Genomic DNA, 18,107 nt, shown 5'->3' with positions numbered 1-18,107 from the left:
AGCGAGGCTTCTACTCTTTTAAATCGTCGAAAATTTTTTCTATATCTTTTTCATACTCCAAAAATATTTTCAAAAGTTTTGGGTTGAAATGTTCAGGTTTTGTTCTTCCATCTCCTTTTGAGATTATATCAACTGCTTGTTGATGTGTGAAAGCCTTTTTATAAGGCCTTTCGTCTCTTAAGGCATCGTAAACATCTACAAGAGAAACAATTTGTGCTTCTAAAGGAATTTCATCACCTTTCATTCCAAATGGATAACCTGATCCATCCCATTTTTCATGGTGGTAATAGGCTATTTTTTTAGCCAATCTAAAAAAGTCCTCAGAAAGAAGCCTACCAGATAGAACTGTATGTTTTTTCATGATCTCCCATTCTTCATCTGTCAACGGGCCTTTTTTATCTAAAATAGCTTTATCTACAAATATCTTTCCAATATCGTGAAGTGGCGCTTCATTTCTGATCCTATCAACAAAACTTTTTTTATAACCTAATTTTTCTGCAAAGAAAGCTGATAATTCACCTACTCTATTAATATGTTTCCCTGTAATATCGTCATGTGCTTCAGCAATCGTAGCAAGTTTTTTTGAAAAGTCTAAATAAGAATCTATTATCTTTTTTGAATAAACTTTGTTCTTAAGATATGTACTTGCTATATTTTTGAAAGCTTGAAAAAGCATTATACTATTATCGTTAAAACCCTTCTTACTTTCTGCTGCAATATCTATGGCTATATTCAAATATATATCGTCATCTATGGGAACAGAAATAATGAGAGATTCTTTTATATCACGAGTGGCTTCTTCGAAAATACGCCTTTGAGCATCGTTAAATCTTTTCATGTTCTCTTTTTTTATATCTTTTATAATAGTAGGGCTACTGACTATTATTGAATCTTTTTTGTGCAATTCGAGTTCTCTCAACTTTTCTAAATTATGTCCTGAACTTGCTATAAACTCCCATTTATCTTTTTCAATAATTGATATAGATCCATAATCTGCCTCAGTCATAACATCCATAGCCACCAAAAGGATTTCGCTGTAGAATTGATCTAAAGACATATCTGTTTGATCGAATCTGTTGAACAGCTCTATCATCTCTCTCATTTGATCAGATTGATTTTCTATTATTTTATAAGATTCTTCTAATTCTTCATTTGAACTGTACAATTCTTCATTAGTTTCAGATAATTTTTCAACTGTTTTTTTCAATTCTTGCTGATATTTTGTTTTCTCAGTAACATCTTGAGCCATTGAAATTGCACGATAAAAATTCCCTTTTTCATCTTTTTCTACTATAACATCCCATTCACAAAGAATTCTTCTTCCATCTTTTGTTATATTTTCACTTACGTTTTTCACCCTATTCATATCTAGTATTTTCGAAGTTACTTTATCCACATCTTTTCTTAAATCTTCTGGAACAATAAAATCAAAATAATTTTTACCTATTATTTCTTCTTTTTTATAACCAAAAATATATTCTGCATGTTTATTCCAATCTAAAACTTTTAAATCTTTTCCCCATACAAAAATAGCTACTGGTATTGAATTAAAAAGATTTTTATATCGTTTTTTCGACTCATTAATGTTTTGGTTGTTTTTCCTAAGCTTTAAAATAAAAACAATCATCATTAAAACTATAAAAATAAAAGTTGAAAGAATTAATATGTTTATCCAAAAATAATCCATTTTGTTATCTCCTTTTTCAAATCACTCATTTAAATTATACTTTTTATTTTAGTCTATTGTTTTAAAATTTTATAAACTTATTTTAATCTTTTTAAAAGGTTATAAAGATATAATTATATGAATATTTTTTGATTTTATCTGATATACTGATATAATTGTATTATAGATATCAAACAGGAGGTCGAATAGATGGCTAATGGTAAAAGAACTTCTAATATTGGTGTTTTTTGGATATATTTAATTTTAGCGGTAATATTTTTCTTTTCTATATCACAGATGAATACCACAGGGCCAAGGCAAATAGATTATTCTCAACTAATTAATTTGATTGAAGATGGACAAATTCAAAGGATGACTATTGAAAGTGGTGGCAATATAACCCTGACAACCACTGAAGGAGTACAAATAAAGTCGTATGCTCCACCTTTAGTTGTTGATAAGCAGTATATAAACCAAATTGCACAAAATGGAGTTGAAATAATATATATAAAAAGTTTAGCATCAAATTGGTGGTTCAGCCTTTTAGGTTCTTTATTACCAATTGTGATAATCATATTGTTCTGGTTTTGGCTTTTAAGACCTATGATGAATGGAGGAGCTGGCGGAACTTCTGGAATGCCATTTGGAAAAACAACAGCCAGAAAATATGATCCAAAGAAAAATAAAATTACTTTTGATAACGTTGCTGGTATTGATGAAGTAAAAGAAGAACTTCAAAGTATAGTAAAGTATTTAAAAGACCCAAAAGAATTTTTAGAAATCGGAGCACGTATGCCCAAGGGGGTTATTTTGGTTGGACCTCCTGGAACAGGTAAAACTCTTACTGCAAGAGCTGTAGCGGGAGAAGCAAATGTTCCTTTCTTTTACATGAGTGGTTCTGATTTTGTTGAATTGTATGTTGGAGTTGGTGCTTCAAGGGTTAGAGATCTCTTTAAAAAGGCAAAAGAAGAAGCTCCTTCTATAATTTTTATAGATGAACTTGATGCAGTTGGAAGGCAAAGAGGTGCAGGCCTCGGAGGCGGAAACGACGAAAGAGAGCAAACACTTAACTCTTTATTGGTAGAAATGGATGGTTTCGATAACGATACAAACGTTATAGTAATGGCGGCTACAAATAGACCAGATGTTTTGGACAAGGCTCTTTTAAGGCCTGGTAGATTTGATAAAAAAATAGTAATCGATGCTCCAGATAAAAAAGGAAGAGAAGAAATATTGAAACTTCATTTGAAAGGAAAAAAGATTTCAAGTGATGTCAACCCAGAAAAATTGGCTGCAAAAACCCCAGGGTTTGTTGGTGCTGACTTGGAAAACTTGGTCAACGAAGCAGCTTTGTTAGCTTTAAGAGAAAAACATAATCACATGACCATGGAAGATTTTGAAGAAGCAGTAGAAAGAGTTATAGCCGGCCCGGCAAGAAAGTCAAGAGTAATATCCGAAGATGAAAGAAAAATTCTTTCTTATCACGAACTTGGCCATGCTTTCATGGGCTATTATTTAGATAATTTGGACCCTGTACAGAAAATTACCATTGTTCCAAGAGGTAATTCAGCACTTGGATACACACTTTTAATCCCTGAAGAAGACAAATTCTTGAACTCAAAATCGGAAATTGTGGATAGAATTTCTTTTGCCTTAGGTGGAAGAGCTGCTGAAGAATTGATTTTTGAAAAAATTACAACAGGAGCTTCAGATGATATCAAAAGGGCTACCGATATGGCAAAAAAAATGATCTATTCTTTGGGTATGAGTAGCAAATTGGGTCCTTCTGTCTGGCAAGATGAAAATGATGAAGTTTTCTTAGGTAGAGATATGACAAGGAGCAAAACCTTTTCAGAGGAAACTTCAAGAGCTATTGATAATGAAATAAAAAGCATCATTTTCAATGCATATAACAAGGCTAAAGAAATACTTCAAAAAAATAAAGAAAGATTGGAAATTATGGCTACTTATCTTTTTAACAACGAAAAAATATCTGGAGATTTATTTAAAGAATTGATGAGAAAAGACATTGATGAATTAAAAAACTTTGTTAAAGAAAATCAAAATGGATAGGTGAATAATAATGCTTGAAGCAGTTATTTTTGATATGGATGGAGTTATTATAAATTCTGAGCCATTACATTACGAAGCGAACCAACAACTATTCGATAAACTTGGCTTTTCAGTACCCATGAATGAATATAGTAATTATATTGGTATTTCCACAGAAAAAATGTGGGAAGATCTAAGAGATAAATATGATTTAAACGAAAACCTTGATACACTGACAGATAAACACAGGAAGCATACCCACGATTTTATAAGAAAAAATATGAATGGGAATGAAATCCCTGGAATAAGAAAGATTTTGGAAGAGTTAAAAGACAAAAACATAAAAACAGCTGTGGCTTCTTCATCTTCCAAAGATTTAATAGAAACAGTTATAAAGGGATTTGATTTATGCCAATATTTTGATATTTTGGTAAGTGGAGAAGAAGTTGAAAAAGGTAAGCCTAACCCTGATATTTTTATTTATGCTGCAAAAAAGCTAAAAGTTAATATTAAAAACTGTTTAGTTATAGAAGATTCTACAAATGGTATAAAAGCCGCAAAAAAGGCTGGTGCTAAGTGCATTGGGTTCAATAACCCAGACTCACATGGACAAGATCTTACAAAAGCAGATATCGTGATAAATAAATTTGATGTATTAAATTATGATTTATTGAAAAGTTTGTTCATATAGAAAAAACGCTGAAGTTTTTGAAACTTCAGCGTTTTGTTTATTAATTTCTTTTATTTTTGTAACTTCTCCTGGCATTATCTTTTTTATAGTTCTTGTTGCTTCTATTGCTTCTACTTCCCCTATTTTCATTGTTTCCACCGCTTCTTGGTTTAGCTTTTTCAACAAGAGATTTTCTTCCTCTTTTTTGTTTTTGGAAAGTTCCCAATATTATTTCTGCTTCTTCAAAAGGAACTGTAACAAAAGAAAAATTGTCCATTATTTTAATGTCTCGTATTTTCTTTTGATCAACTTTTGTTTCTTTTTCGATGTATTCAGCCAACTTCTTAGGGTTGTAACCTTTTTCTCTACCCAAAGCAACAAATAATCTGGTTTTCCCACTTTTATCAATGTTAACTTCTTTTATTTCATTGTATCCTTCTTCAGAAAGTTCATCACTAAAAGATAATTTTATAAGAGCTGCTATTGCCTCTTCTGGAGAATTTTCTTTAATCATTTCTTTTGCTAAATCCATATACTCTTCGTAATCATTTTTGGCAACGATATCTTTCAGTTCATCTTGAATTCTTTGTTTTTTAATTGAAATAATGTCTTTAATTTCAGGTATCTTTTCTTTTCTGATTTCTGTTTGAGCATATCTTTTTATGAATGCAAGTTTTCTATACTCTTCTGGAGTAACAAAAGTGATAGCTGTGCCTTCTTGTCCTGCTCTACCTGTTCTACCTATTCTGTGAACATAAGATTCAGGATTTTGTGGTAGAGAATAGTTTATTACATGTGTTAAGTTGTTTATGTCTATCCCTCTTGCAGCAACATCAGTAGCAACCAATATGTTGATATTTTGAGATTTAAATTTTCTCAAGATTCTTTCTCTTTGATATTGAGAAATATCCCCGTGTAATGCTTCTGCACTATAACCTCTGTCAATCAATTTGTTGGCTACATTCTCAACGTTTACTTTTGTTCTACAGAAAACAAGCCCATAAAACTCTTTTTCAACATCAATAATTCTACAAAGAGATTCAAACTTATCTGAATTTCTAACTTCAAAATAAATCTGATCTGTAAGATCTGTAGTTAAATTCTCTTCTTCCACAGTAACAATTTCGTAATTTTTCATGAATCTTTTTGCCAAATTCAAAATCTTTTTTGGCATTGTAGCAGAAAATAAAAGCATCTTTTTATTTTGATTTGTTTCTGCAAGGATTTTTTCCACATCTTCAATAAATCCCATGTTCAACATTTCATCTGCTTCATCCAAAATCATGTATTTAAGGCTGTTTAACTTTAATGTCCCTCTATTTATATGGTCTATGACTCTTCCAGGAGTACCGACTACTATGTCAGCACCTCTTTTAAGGCCTCTTATTTGATGGTCTATTGAAGCTCCACCATAAACAGGAAGAACAAAAAGATTTCTGCTACCTTTTAACGAATTGATTTCTTCTGCTACCTGAACAGCTAACTCTCTTGTAGGTGCTAAAATTAAAGCTTGAACATCTCTACTTTTACTATGTTCTAAATCTTCAATTATGGGAATACCAAAGGCTGCTGTTTTCCCAGTACCTGTTTGAGCCTGTCCGATAACATCTTTATCTTCGTTCATCAAGATAGGGATAGTTTTTTCCTGAATCGGCGTAGGCTCTTCAAAACCTTTCTTTTTTAACGCACTTAACGTTTCTTTACTTAAACCTAATTCCTCAAATTTAATCATGCTTTAACTCCTTACTTAAATTGAATTACAATCAATTATAACAAAACAATATAAATATTACTTTAATCAATTGTGAACGGGCATAACTTACTATATTTCATTATAAATGAATAATGCAATCTTTTTAATGATCATTGCATTAAAAATTATATATAATGTATAATAGAAATATAATACGCATTTTTAGTTGTAGTAAAGGAGGACAAAATATGTTAACTGCCATAATAACAATTATTTTTATTGGTTTGATGATTTATATTCTTACTATTTTTCTTGCAAATAAAGTTGTGAAACCAAGAACTAAGGATTATGATTATACAAGAGAATATATTTTTGAAAATGACTCTATTGATAAAAGTTGGGTAGAAAATGTTGAAAAAGAAGAGTTTTATATAGAATCTTGGCGTGGAAATAATATACATTGTATTTTTATAGATCAAGACACAGATAAAACTGTCGTTTTTGGGCATGGAATAACTTGGACTTTATGGGGAGATATGAAATATGCAAAACAATTTTATGATAGGGGATATAATATTATGATGTATGATCATCCTTATCATGGAAAAAGTTCGGGTAAATTTGTATCTTTAGGTTTTTTTGAAAGCTATGAGATGAAAGACGTTGTAAATTGGGTTAGAAATAGAAAAGGTAAAGAACACAAAATTGGATTACACGGAGAATCTATGGGTGCTGCTACTGTTTTACAATATGGTGCACTTGACGACTATTTGGAATTCATAATTGCTGATTGCCCTTTTTCTGATTTGAAAGAACTATTAGAATTTAGATTAAAAAAAGATTTTAAGCTACCCCCTTTTCCAATTTTAAATTTGGCAGAATTATATATTACAACCAAATATGGGTTCGATTTTAAAGAAGCATCTCCCAAGAATATTTTGGACAAGATAAAAGCGCCTATTCTTTTTATACACGGAAAGAAAGATGACTATATACCTTGTAAAATGAGTGAAGAAATGCACAATTTAAAACCAAATAGCAAGCTTTTTCTAATGCCAAATGCTCCACATGCAGGTTCTTATAATGAAAATCCAGAACAATATAGAAAAGTGGTGAGTGATTTTTTAGATGAAATCGAAAAATAATGGGGGGATATTATGATTTCTGAAAAAATAAATTCAATGAAACGATTTTTTAATGATAACAACACAAAAGATGTAGATTTTAGAATTGAGCAATTAAAAAAATTGAAAAAAATCATATTAGAAAATGAAGAATATCTTATGACAGCTTTAAAAAGAGATCTAAACAAGTCTTTTTTTGAATCATTTGAAACTGAAATAGGTTTTGTAATAAAAGAGTTGTCTTATATTATAAAAAAGCTAAAAAAATGGTCTAAACCAAAAAAAGTTAGAACGTCTGTTATAAACTTTTATGGTAAAAGCTATGTAAATTACGAACCATATGGGGTTTCTTTGGTAATTTCACCATGGAATTATCCTTTTCAACTTACCGTTTCTCCCATAATCGGTTCCATAGCAGCTGGAAATTGTACAGCTGTAAAAGTCTCCGAACATTCTCCAAATATGTCAGAAGCTCTCGCAAAAATAATAAATGAAAATTTTGATGAAAATTATTTGCATGTTTTTCAAGGCGAAGCAGGTGTTGCAAAAGAACTTTTAGAAAAAAAATTTGATTATATATTTTTTACTGGTAGTACGGTTGTAGGCCAAAAAGTTATGGAAGCAGCATCAAAAAACTTAACTCCTGTCACCCTTGAACTTGGAGGTAAGAGTCCTTGTATAGTAGATGATACTGTAAACTTATCAACTACTGCAAAAAGAATTGTTTGGGGTAAGTTTATTAACGCTGGGCAGACTTGCATAGCTCCTGATTATCTGTTTATACATAATAATATTAAAAATCAATTAATAGAAGAAATTATTAAAACTATAAACGATTTCTACAAAGAAGACCCAAAAAAATCTCAATACTATCCATCGATAATCACTGAAAAACATTTCGATAGATTAGTAAGTTTAATAGAGAATCAGGAAATCTTGTATGGTGGAGAACATCTAAGAAAAGATAAATACATACAGCCCACTTTGTTAGATTCACCAGATAAAAATTCTAAAGTAATGCAGGAAGAGATTTTTGGCCCTATTTTACCAATTTACGGGTATGAGGACATAGACGAAGTTATCGATTTTGTAAAAAGTAGACCAAAACCCCTTGCACTTTATTTATTTTCTAAGGATAGAAAATTACAAGATAAGGTAAATAAAGAGATAAGTTTTGGTGGCGGAACTTTTAACGACACCTTAATGCACATAGGAAATATTGAGCTTCCTTTTGGCGGCGTTGGTGATTCTGGAATAGGTCAATATCACGGAAAATACTCTTTTGAAACATTTTCTCATAAAAAAAGTGTTTTGAAAAAATCATTTTGGCCTGATTTAAAATTCAGGTATCCCCCTTATAAGAGCTTATGGTTGTTAAAAAAAATATTTAAATAAACAAATTTTAAAATACCGCTGAAAAGAATATCACAATCAAATAAAATTATGTAAAACTTTAAAAGACTTTTAAGAATTTAATGATAACTAAATTTAATAAAGACCCACTGAAATTGAAAAATTTGATCTAAAAAAGGATAAAATATACATTTATTAATGGGTTCTCTAAAAGAGAATCCATTAATAAATGATATAATGTTATAAATGTAAACTTTTTTTCGTGGGGGTGCTTTTAATGAAAATTAATGACGATTTTATAGATAGCGTTAAAAACAACTTTAAAAAATACGATGATTTAGCTATATTACTTGCATATGGTGATTTTAACTATAACCCAGATATTTTTTCTAATTTATTTGTAATATTTTATTCTGAAAAAGACGACCATATCGAAAAAATAGAACTTTTTAAAAATTTGGTTCATAACTATTTCGATGTAAAATACGAAATCTTGGAAGAAAAACAGTCATCTTTCTATACAAAAAATAGTTTAAAAATTGATTTTAAAATCAAAAAACCTTTTACCATAGAAAAAGACAAAGAAATATTAGAAAAAAGAGGTATTAATTGGGATAAATCTGTTTTGGTTCGAAAAAATTATGAAACGCAAAACATAAAAAGCAACTTTATAAACAACTTTATAAAAAATTATGATGATTTTTACACCCACTTTTATCTCGGTGATTTTATAAAAGCCTATAAAAATTTTAATGAATTGTTATACACTTTATTTGATATGAAAGGAATATATGACTCAACAGAACAAAGCAAAATTTGGTATTCTTCAAATCATCCAGCACGAAAAGATTTAGAAATATTGGTTAACTTATCTTCAAATTTAAACCCAAATAAAATGATGAAAAAGATAAAAAAATTGTCTGAAATATTTATCAAATTTTTAAACGAAAAAGATCAAGATTATAAAAAAGTAAAATCGGTATTATTATCTATAAACAAAAAATATCCTTATTTTTTTAATTTAAGAGACATTTCAAAAATAGCGAACAATGATTCTGAAAAAGTTATATTGAACGAAGGCCTTGTTTATAGATCGGCTTCTCTTGAAAGATACAAAGAAGAAGATATAGAAGAATTTATGAAAAATAATGATATTACTAAAATAGTTGATCTTAGAGATGAAGAAGAATTAGCTTTGTACAAAGAAAAAAGAAACACTTTTTATTCGGATGATTTTAAAAAAAAGTACGTCATTAACATCCCAATTAGTAATTTTTCTGTAAATAAAATTTTTAGAAATAATATTATAAAAAATGGTTTTGACGAATTTCTCAATACTCAAAAAAAATCTATAAAAGTTCTCTTTGAAAATCATTTCAACAACGCTGATAAAGATAGAATGATTATTCACTGTGAAAGTGGAAAAGATAGAACAGGTTTAATAATAGCTATTTTACTGGATTTTTTAGGAGTTGAAAAAAGAGTTATAAAAAAAGATTTTATGTCTTCTTATCAAGACAGTTCTGAAATACTGATAGATATGTTAATAGATACCATCAATCAAAAATACGGTGGAAGCGAAAATTATTTAAGAGACTACTGTAGTGTTTCACAAGATATTTTGAACTCAATTAGAAAAAAATTTGTTTTAGTTCAAAAGGCGTATTAGAAATCATCTTCATGATTTCTGTTAAAGGATGGAAGAGAAGAAATCAAAGATTTCTGTTGGAAGATGATGAGGTTGAAGTTAAAAACATTGTTAAAATCTAAAATAGGTAAAAACCAATGCATTTTATATAAATAGGAGGAAGTAACATGGATATGACTGAATACGAAAATATGATTAATAACAGAATGTATGACCCATTAGATGATTTTTTAGTGAAATCCAGACAAAATGCGAGGAAACTAACTCGTCTTTTTAACCAAACTACAGAAGAAGACGGAAAATACCGAAAACAATTGTTGAAAGAACTTTTTGGAAAAACTGGAAAGAGTATTTATATCGAACCTTCTTTAAAAGTTGATTATGGATTTAATATAGAAGTAGGAGAAAATTTTTATATGAATTACGACTGTGTAATTTTAGACTGTGCTAAGGTAAAAATTGGAGACAATTGTATGATAGCTCCAAAAGTTCAAATATATACTGCTTATCATCCTTTAAATGCAAAAGAAAGAAATTCTGGAAGAGAGCTTGCAGCACCAATAACCATTGGCGATAACGTCTGGATTGGCGGGGGAGCTATTATAAATCCTGGAATTACAATAGGTAACAATGTTGTAATAGCCTCTGGAGCTGTAGTTACAAAAGACTTCCCAGATGATGTTGTAATTGGTGGTAACCCAGCAAAAATAATTAAAAAAATATAATATATGGTATAATTAGAATATAAAATTATTAAATAAAAGAGGTTTAAAAATGCCAACTATATGTATGTTTAGAGGAATTAAAATATATATTAACTATAGAGATCATTTACCTCCACATTTTCATTGTGAATATGGTGAATTTAACTGTATTATTTCTATTGAAGATATAGAAATTATTAATGGTGATATGCCTAACAAACAATTAAAAATGATTTATGGATGGGCTGCGTTACATCAAGAAGAATTAAATGAAGAGTGGTATCTTGCTCAACAACAAAAAGAACTATTTCCTATTGATCCTTTAAAATAATTAAAGGTGGTGAGAAATAATGAAAACACAAAATATTCCAGAAGATGTAGAAAAATATTTTAAAAATGGCCCAAGAAAAATAAAGAAAGTTCTTCCAAAAGAAAATTATACTCTTGAAATTATTTTTGATAACAATGAAAGAAGAATTTATGATATGTCTAACAATTTATTCGGGGTTTTCGGATTTTTAAAAAATATTGATAATTTTAAAAAAGTATTCATTGATGAACATGGTAATATAGCATGGTTAAACGAAGAATCACAAAGAGAACTAAATAAAAAAGTTGACATTTGTAAAGACTCCATTTATTTGGAATCAAAAAAAATCGACAATTAAAAAACTCCTCTTTCGAGGAGTTTTATTATTGTTGAGCCATTATAGCTAATTTTTTATCTACTGCTTCTTGTAATTCTTCTATTGTGAAAACTTCAGGTGGTGTAATCCCGTTAAAATGTGGGGATGCATATTCTATGGTGTAAGCACCTGTATTCATAAAGTATACAACATCGTTGTATCCCACATCAACTGGTAATTCTACTTCATCGTATATAGTATCAACACTATCGCAAGAAGGGCCAGCTAAAGTCATCTCCATTGTTTCATGATTTTCTTTTCTATCTACAACAACTTCATATCTAAAGTTTTCAATTGTTTCCATCAATCCGTGGAATACTCCAACGTCGAGGTAAACCCAGGTTTTTGTTCCTTTTCTGCTTCTTAAAAGGACTCTTGAAGCCATAATACCCGCATTTCCTACCATTGATCTACCTGGTTCTGTTATTACTTTTAAACCATCTACCCAATATAAATATTCTTTGATAGATTCGTTAATAACTTCTCCAATTTCTTTTACCTCTGGAATGGGTTTAACGTGTTGAACGGGCATACCTCCACCCAAATTTAATAATTTAAGATGAATTCCTTTTAAAGCTAATTTTTCAAATACTTCGCTTGCATTAAGAATTGCTTCTTTCCATTTATATTTGTTGTAAGATTGAGAACCTACATGAAATGAAACCCCATATGCTGATAAACCTTTTCTATGAGCATATTCTAATATAGAAATTACATGATCCACATCAGTACCAAATTTATCAGACAAAGGCCAGTCCGCATCATTTGAACTTGTTGAAATTCTTCCATACACTTTGGCTCCAGGAGCATTTCTTGCAATTTTTTCTACTTCCATTTCAGAATCTACAGCAAACATTGTTATACCATTTTCCCAAGCATATTTTATATCTGATTCTTTTTTGATTGTATTACCAAAACTAATATTATTAGGATCAACCCCTAAAGATAATAATTTATCTATTTCTCCTTTTGATGCAGCATCAAAAGAACTTCCTAAATCTTTTAACAACGACAATATCTTTGTATGGGAATTTGCTTTAACTGCATAATAAACATCTACATTATTAATGGAATTTTTTAAACTTTTGTAATTATTTTCTACATAATTTAGGTCCAAGGCTAAAAATGGAGTATCTAAAATTTCGGCTGCTTGTCTTACTAATGGCGTAATTTTCATAATTACTACCTCCTTCTAATTTTAATTTATAGTTATCTAATTTAAACTTTTTAAAGAAGGATTATTTCGATAACTAGTCTATATTTAACAGAAATAAAGTAACAAGAAAAATATCAAAAAGTTAATAATACATACATCACATGTAAAGATTTATATACACGGTGTAGCATTTGACATTCTTAATTTTTGTGTGTTATAATTCATTTGACTCAAAATGACCAGTGGTCATATTTTTTAGAAAGGTGATTTTATGAATAATAAAGAGGACAAGTACAAAAAAATAATAGAGGCTGCAGAGAAGCTTTTTTTTGAAAATAATTATGAAGAAGTTTCTATGTCAAAAATTGCAAAAAATGCTGGAATTGCAAAAGGTACTTTATATCTTTATTTTTCGAGTAAAAAAGATTTATATTTTTCAGTAGTTTTAAAAGCGTTGGATATTTCAGTAGTTTTAAAAGCGTTGGATATTATTGAAGATATTATAAAAAATAATGTTTCTAAAGCCAAAAACGGGTTAGAAAAAGTAGTTTCTATGGGGAAAGCTTATATTGAATTTTCTAACAATTACCCTGATTATTATTCTCTTATTGCCAATTACGAAGGGCAAAAAGCAAAGTTAAGTACTGAAGACCCACTGGTTAAACTTTCATACAGTAAAAGCGAACAACTCTTTGATCACCTTAAAAAACTAATTCAATTGGGAATCAAAGATAAAAGCATAAGAGAAGACATTGATCCAGAAAAATTTGCTATGGTTTTGTGGAGTCAAACAACAGGATTGGTTCAACAGGTAAAATTGAGAGAAGTTCTATTTAAAAATTGGAGTGGTGCTAAACCATTAGACATTCTTAATTACTATATAGAAATAACTCAAAAAACTCTACAAAAAACAAATTAAACTTAGAGTATTTTTTATGAGATTAAATGACCAGTGGTCATTATTTAGAATTTAGGAGGTCATTAAATGAAAAAAGTAGTAGTGACAGGTATTGGTACTATCAATGCGATAGCTAAAAATAAAGATGAAATGGTAAATTCTTTAAAAGAAATGAAAATTGGCATAGACAAAATAACACAGTTTGATACTTCTGAACATAAAGTATCCATAGCTGCAGAAGTAAAAGATTTTGACCCTAAACAGTATATGGATAAAAAGAAAGCAAGAAGATATGATAGAGTTTTACAATTTGCAATGGTTTCTTCCCAACAGGCTTTAGAAGATTCAAAATTACCAGAAGAAGGAGACTGGAAAGAGAACGCTGCAGTTTTAATCGCTTCTGGAATTGGTGGTTTTAAAACGCTAAATGTTGAATTTGAAAAATTACATAGTAGAGGACCAAAATCAGTTTCTCCTTTTTTAATACCTATGATGATTGCAGATATGGCAAGTGGTGTTGTTTCAATTGAAAATGGTATTAAAGGTCCAAATTACTCTACGATGAGTGCTTGCGCTTCAGCAGTACACGCAATAATAAACGCAACTATGATGATTAAACATGGTTATATCGATGTTGCTTTAGCTGGAGGGACAGAAGCTTGTATAGATCCTATGCCAATTGCGGCATTTGCAAACATGACCGCATTATCTCAAAGGAATGACGACCCAAAAACAGCCTCACGCCCATTTGATAAAAATAGAGATGGATTTGTAATGGGAGAGGGTTCTTCAACACTGATATTAGAATCAGAAGAACATGCTTTAGCAAGAGGCGCAAAAATCTACGGTTACATTGAAGGATTTGGTATGTCAGGAGACGCTTATCATATAAGCAAATCTGATCCAGAAGGAAAAGGCGCAGCAAAAGCTATGAAGCAAGCAATAGAAATGGCAGGAATTACCCCAGAACAAATTGATTTGATAAACGCACATGCAACAAGCACTCCTGTGGGAGACCAGTCAGAAATAAAAGCATTAAGGGACGTTATGGGAGATTCTATAAACAACTCAATTATTCAATCTAACAAAACACTTTTTGGACATTCTTTGGGAGCTGCAGGAGCGAACGAATTAGTGGCTTCAATAATAGAATCAGAAAATGGGTTTGCTCATGGAATGCCTAATTTATTTGAAAGAGATGATGAGTTTATTGGGCTAAATATTCCAAATAAAACAATTAATGCAGATATAAAATATATTCTTAAAAACTCTTTTGGTTTTGGCGGTCATAATGCATGTTTAGTATATAGGAAAAAATAAATTTTTGGGGTTAACTTATAATGAGGTGATTATATGAAAATAGGAATCGTTACTGATAATACAGCAAATTTAGATAAAAAATATATTGAAGAAAATGATATAGGGTTGGTTTCACTATATGTAAATAATGGAGATAATTTTTATAAGGCTTCTGAAAAAGACGTTGAAGAATTTTATGAAGAAATAAAGAATATAGAATATATCCCAAAAACTTCTCAGCCATCTGTTAAAGATTTTGAAAAAATTTATACAGAAATGCTTGATAATTATGACAAAATAATATCTCTTCATATTTCATCCGAGTTATCTGGGACTTATAACTCGGCTAAAATAGCTTCAAACATGGTTGATGATGGTGAAGTAATAGTTGTTGAATCAAAACTAACTACCTTTGGCCTTAGATTTTTAGTTATGGATGTTAAAAAAATGATCGATGAAGGCAAGGATATCAATGAAATAGTTAAGTTTGCAGAAAATTATCATAAAAAAGTTGATACCTATTTTAGTGTTGGAGATTTAAATTATCTATATAAAGGTGGAAGAATAGGTAAAGCCAAAACTATGATGGGTAATATTTTAAATATGAGCCCACTCTTGAGATTATACGAAGGGAAATTAGAACCAGTTAAAAGTATTAGAGGGCAAAAAAAACTTTATAAAGAAATGGTTAAAATGGCTATGAGAGATAGTTTAAATAAGCTAGAACATTTAATGGTAGCTCATACAGACAGTTTAAAAATAGCAGATAAAATAAAAGAAGAATTGATTAATTATGGAGTTGATGAAAAATTAATTGAATCATCATATATTGATATTATCATTGGAAATCATTTAGGACCGAATTCTGGTGGAATAATAGCAGTTTGGAGGAATTAAAATGGTTATGAATATAGATCAAATAATGGAAATACTTCCCCATAGATCTCCTTTTTTATTAGTTGAAAGTGTGTCTGAAATGGGAGAAGATTACATAGTAGCAGAGAAAAACGTTAGCATTAACGAACCTTATTTTCAAGGACATTTTCCGATGTACCCTATCATGCCTGGAGTACTTATAGTAGAGGGTATGGCGCAAGCAGCTGGAATATTACTTATGAAAGATATGAAGGACCAAAATGTATTACCAATTTTCATGGGAATAGACCATGCGAGATTTAAAAGAGAAATTAGACCGGGAGATAGAATTATATATAAAGTTAAATTATTACAATCAAAAAAGGAAGTATATAAACTCGAAGCAAAAGTTTATGTTAGAGAAAAATTAGCTGCTAAGGCAGAAATAATGGCAGGAATTAAAAGGTAGGGAATCAAATGAATTATGAAAATAATAGAATAACAAAATTATTTGGAATTAAATATCCATTAATTGAAGGCGGAATGGCTTGGGTAGGAACTGCAAAATTAGCTGCAGCAGTTTCAAATGCTGGAGGCCTTGGTACAATTGGTTCAGGAAGCATGACTCCTGAAATATTAGAAAAAGAAATCAAAAGAATAAAAACACTTACAGACAAACCATTTGCTGTAAATGTTATAATGCTCAATCCATTTGTTGAAGAAATTATAGATCTTTTAATAAAAGAAAAAGTACCTGTGGCAATTTTAGCAGCTGGAAATCCTGGAAAATACATAGATAAATTAAAAAAAGCGGGGATAAAAGTTGCTGCAGTTGTTTCGTCAGAAAATTTGGCTTTAAGACTTGAAAAAAAAGGTATTGATGCAATAATAGGTGAAGGTATGGAATGTGGTGGACATATTGGAGATGTAACTACAATGGTACTTATACCTAAATTGACTGAAATGTTATCAGTACCCGTCATAGCAGCAGGAGGAATTGCTGATTATAGGGGAGCTTTGGCTTCTTTCATGCTTGGAGCAGAAGGAATTCAAATGGGAACAAGGTTTATTGCAACAGTAGAGAGCGAAGCAGATGAAAATTATAAAAATAAAGTTGTTAAATCAGGAATAAGAGATACTTTAATAGCAGGGGCTAAATTAGGACATCCTGCAAGAAGTCTTAAAAATAAATTTATGAAAAACGTTATAAAAGCAGAAGTTGGATCAGCTGAAGAAGCTGAAGAAATGATGCTTGGTAGTTTAAAAAGAGCTTTCCTTGAGGGCGATAATGATAATGCTGCTTTCATGGCTGGCCAATCAACAGGTCTTGTTGGTGACATAAAAACTGTTGAAGAAGTTATAACTGACATGTTTACAAAAATAGATGAAAAGTTGAAAACATTTTTGGAGGTGAACTTACAATGAAAGCATTAGTTTTTCCTGGACAAGGTTCTCAAAAATTGAACATGGGGAAAGAGCTTATTGAAGAAAATCCAGAATATGAAAAATATTTAAATATAGCTAATGAAACATTGGGATATGATTTAAAATCTATAATATTTGGTGATGACTTAGAAACTTTAACTTTATCTGAAAATGCACAGCCAGCTATATTAGCTATAAGTTATATGAAATACAAAAAATATATGGAAGAAAACGAAGAAAACATTGAAGTTCTAGCAGGTCATTCGTTAGGAGAATGGACGGCATTAGTGGTTGCTGGAGTTATTAGTTACGAGGAGGCTTTAAAAGCCGTACATATACGAGGGAAATATATGAGTGAATCTTGTAAACCTGGCGAAGGAACAATGGCCGCAGTTTTAGGTTTAGATGCTGATTCAATAAGAAGTGCTTTAGAAAATTTACCTAATGTCGTAGTTGCAAATCATAATTCTCTTAACCAAATTGTAATAAGCGGAAAAACTTCTGAAATAGAACAAAGCATTCAACTTTTAAAAGATAAAGGTGCTAAAAGAGTCATACCGCTTAATGTTAGTGGTCCTTTTCACTCTCCCCTTATTCAAAATGCAAAAATAAGAATGAGAGAATATTTGGAAAATGTTGAATTTAGTCAGCCAAAAATACCTATAATTCAAAATTATACTGCAAAAGTTGAAACAAATCCAAGAGAAATAAAAGAAAATATAATACAACAAATAACATCATCTGTTAGATGGGTTGAAACAATTGAGCTTATGGACAGAATGAATATAAAAACAATAGTAGAAATAGGACCTACAAAAGTATTGACAAAATTGAACAAAAGCATCATTAAAGATCTCGAATTATTAAGTGTTTAGGAG

General features: G+C 30.1%; 17 protein-coding genes. 14 read left to right on the top strand and 3 right to left on the bottom strand.

From position 1 onward, the window contains the following. Positions 1 to 10: 10 nt before the first annotated feature. Positions 11 to 1,687 carry an HD domain-containing phosphohydrolase gene (locus BLS00_RS04800; protein ID WP_091403256.1) on the bottom strand — a complete coding sequence of 559 codons (1,677 nt, stop codon included), beginning with the start codon at positions 1,685 to 1,687 and terminating at the stop codon, positions 11 to 13. Positions 1,688 to 1,876: 189 nt separating this feature from the next. Here BLS00_RS04800 and ftsH point away from each other — a divergent pair, with 189 nt between their 5' ends. Both ftsH and BLS00_RS04790 read left to right on the top strand, forming a co-directional pair. Further along, complete coding sequence (ftsH, locus tag BLS00_RS04795) at positions 1,877 to 3,739, top strand: ATP-dependent zinc metalloprotease FtsH (RefSeq protein ID WP_091403254.1); 1,863 nt, start codon at positions 1,877 to 1,879, stop codon at positions 3,737 to 3,739. 10 nt (positions 3,740 to 3,749) lie between these two features. Beyond that, on the top strand, positions 3,750 to 4,409 hold the full coding sequence (locus BLS00_RS04790) for an HAD family hydrolase (protein WP_091403253.1): 660 nt from the start codon (positions 3,750 to 3,752) through the stop codon (positions 4,407 to 4,409). 40 nt (positions 4,410 to 4,449) lie between these two features. Here the strand turns inward: BLS00_RS04790 and BLS00_RS04785 are convergent, their stop codons facing one another. After that, positions 4,450 to 6,120, bottom strand: coding sequence for a DEAD/DEAH box helicase (locus BLS00_RS04785; RefSeq protein WP_091403251.1), 1,671 nt, complete (start codon positions 6,118 to 6,120; stop codon positions 4,450 to 4,452). A 209-nt stretch (positions 6,121 to 6,329) separates the two neighbouring features. Here BLS00_RS04785 and BLS00_RS04780 point away from each other — a divergent pair, with 209 nt between their 5' ends. From BLS00_RS04780 to BLS00_RS04755, 6 genes are all read left to right on the top strand, one after another. Then, entirely contained in the window at positions 6,330 to 7,226 is an 897-nt protein-coding gene (locus tag BLS00_RS04780; RefSeq protein ID WP_167848920.1) for an alpha/beta hydrolase, read from the top strand. Between the two features lie 12 nt (positions 7,227 to 7,238). Continuing rightward, entirely contained in the window at positions 7,239 to 8,600 is a 1,362-nt protein-coding gene (locus BLS00_RS04775; RefSeq protein WP_091403247.1) for an aldehyde dehydrogenase, read from the top strand. Between the two features lie 235 nt (positions 8,601 to 8,835). After that, on the top strand, positions 8,836 to 10,227 hold the full coding sequence (locus BLS00_RS04770; RefSeq protein WP_091403245.1) for a tyrosine-protein phosphatase: 1,392 nt from the start codon (positions 8,836 to 8,838) through the stop codon (positions 10,225 to 10,227). Positions 10,228 to 10,373: 146 nt separating this feature from the next. Further along, a complete protein-coding gene (locus tag BLS00_RS04765) occupies positions 10,374 to 10,931 on the top strand; it encodes a sugar O-acetyltransferase (protein ID WP_091403244.1) in 558 nt (185 codons plus the stop codon). 49 nt (positions 10,932 to 10,980) lie between these two features. Then, positions 10,981 to 11,241: a DUF4160 domain-containing protein gene (locus BLS00_RS04760; protein ID WP_091403242.1), complete on the top strand. Its 261-nt coding sequence runs from the start codon at positions 10,981 to 10,983 to the stop codon at positions 11,239 to 11,241. A gap of 19 nt (positions 11,242 to 11,260) precedes the next feature. Next, the gene (locus BLS00_RS04755) at positions 11,261 to 11,578 is read left to right on the top strand and encodes a DUF2442 domain-containing protein (RefSeq protein ID WP_091403241.1); all 318 of its coding nucleotides are present in this window, start codon (positions 11,261 to 11,263) and stop codon (positions 11,576 to 11,578) included. Between the two features lie 25 nt (positions 11,579 to 11,603). On the opposite strand, the gene BLS00_RS04750 is transcribed toward BLS00_RS04755, so the two are convergent. Next, entirely contained in the window at positions 11,604 to 12,773 is a 1,170-nt protein-coding gene (locus BLS00_RS04750; protein WP_091403239.1) for a type III PLP-dependent enzyme, read from the bottom strand. Positions 12,774 to 13,023: 250 nt separating this feature from the next. On the opposite strand from BLS00_RS04750, the gene BLS00_RS04745 reads away from it, so the two are divergent. From BLS00_RS04745 to fabD, 6 genes are all read left to right on the top strand, one after another. Continuing rightward, a complete protein-coding gene (locus BLS00_RS04745; protein WP_091403237.1) occupies positions 13,024 to 13,671 on the top strand; it encodes a TetR/AcrR family transcriptional regulator in 648 nt (215 codons plus the stop codon). A gap of 66 nt (positions 13,672 to 13,737) precedes the next feature. Beyond that, entirely contained in the window at positions 13,738 to 14,970 is a 1,233-nt protein-coding gene (gene fabF, locus BLS00_RS04740) for a beta-ketoacyl-ACP synthase II (RefSeq protein ID WP_091403236.1), read from the top strand. A 33-nt stretch (positions 14,971 to 15,003) separates the two neighbouring features. Further along, on the top strand, positions 15,004 to 15,846 hold the full coding sequence (locus tag BLS00_RS04735) for a DegV family protein (protein WP_091403234.1): 843 nt from the start codon (positions 15,004 to 15,006) through the stop codon (positions 15,844 to 15,846). A 7-nt stretch (positions 15,847 to 15,853) separates the two neighbouring features. Then, positions 15,854 to 16,273 (top strand): 3-hydroxyacyl-ACP dehydratase FabZ, encoded by a 420-nt coding sequence (gene fabZ, locus BLS00_RS04730; protein ID WP_091403362.1) that lies wholly within the window; start codon positions 15,854 to 15,856, stop codon positions 16,271 to 16,273. Between the two features lie 8 nt (positions 16,274 to 16,281). Further along, positions 16,282 to 17,229, top strand: coding sequence for a nitronate monooxygenase (locus BLS00_RS04725; RefSeq protein WP_091403232.1), 948 nt, complete (start codon positions 16,282 to 16,284; stop codon positions 17,227 to 17,229). After that, positions 17,226 to 18,104 carry an ACP S-malonyltransferase gene (gene fabD, locus BLS00_RS04720; RefSeq protein WP_091403230.1) on the top strand — a complete coding sequence of 293 codons (879 nt, stop codon included), beginning with the start codon at positions 17,226 to 17,228 and terminating at the stop codon, positions 18,102 to 18,104. Before BLS00_RS04725 ends, fabD begins: the two co-directional genes overlap by 4 nt. Positions 18,105 to 18,107: the final 3 nt, after the last annotated feature.

The organism is Geotoga petraea (genome assembly GCF_900102615.1).
Classification (GTDB): domain Bacteria; phylum Thermotogota; class Thermotogae; order Petrotogales; family Petrotogaceae; genus Geotoga; species Geotoga petraea.
Note: the sequence above shows the minus strand (reverse complement) of the source record. Positions and strands in the feature narration are given on the sequence as shown.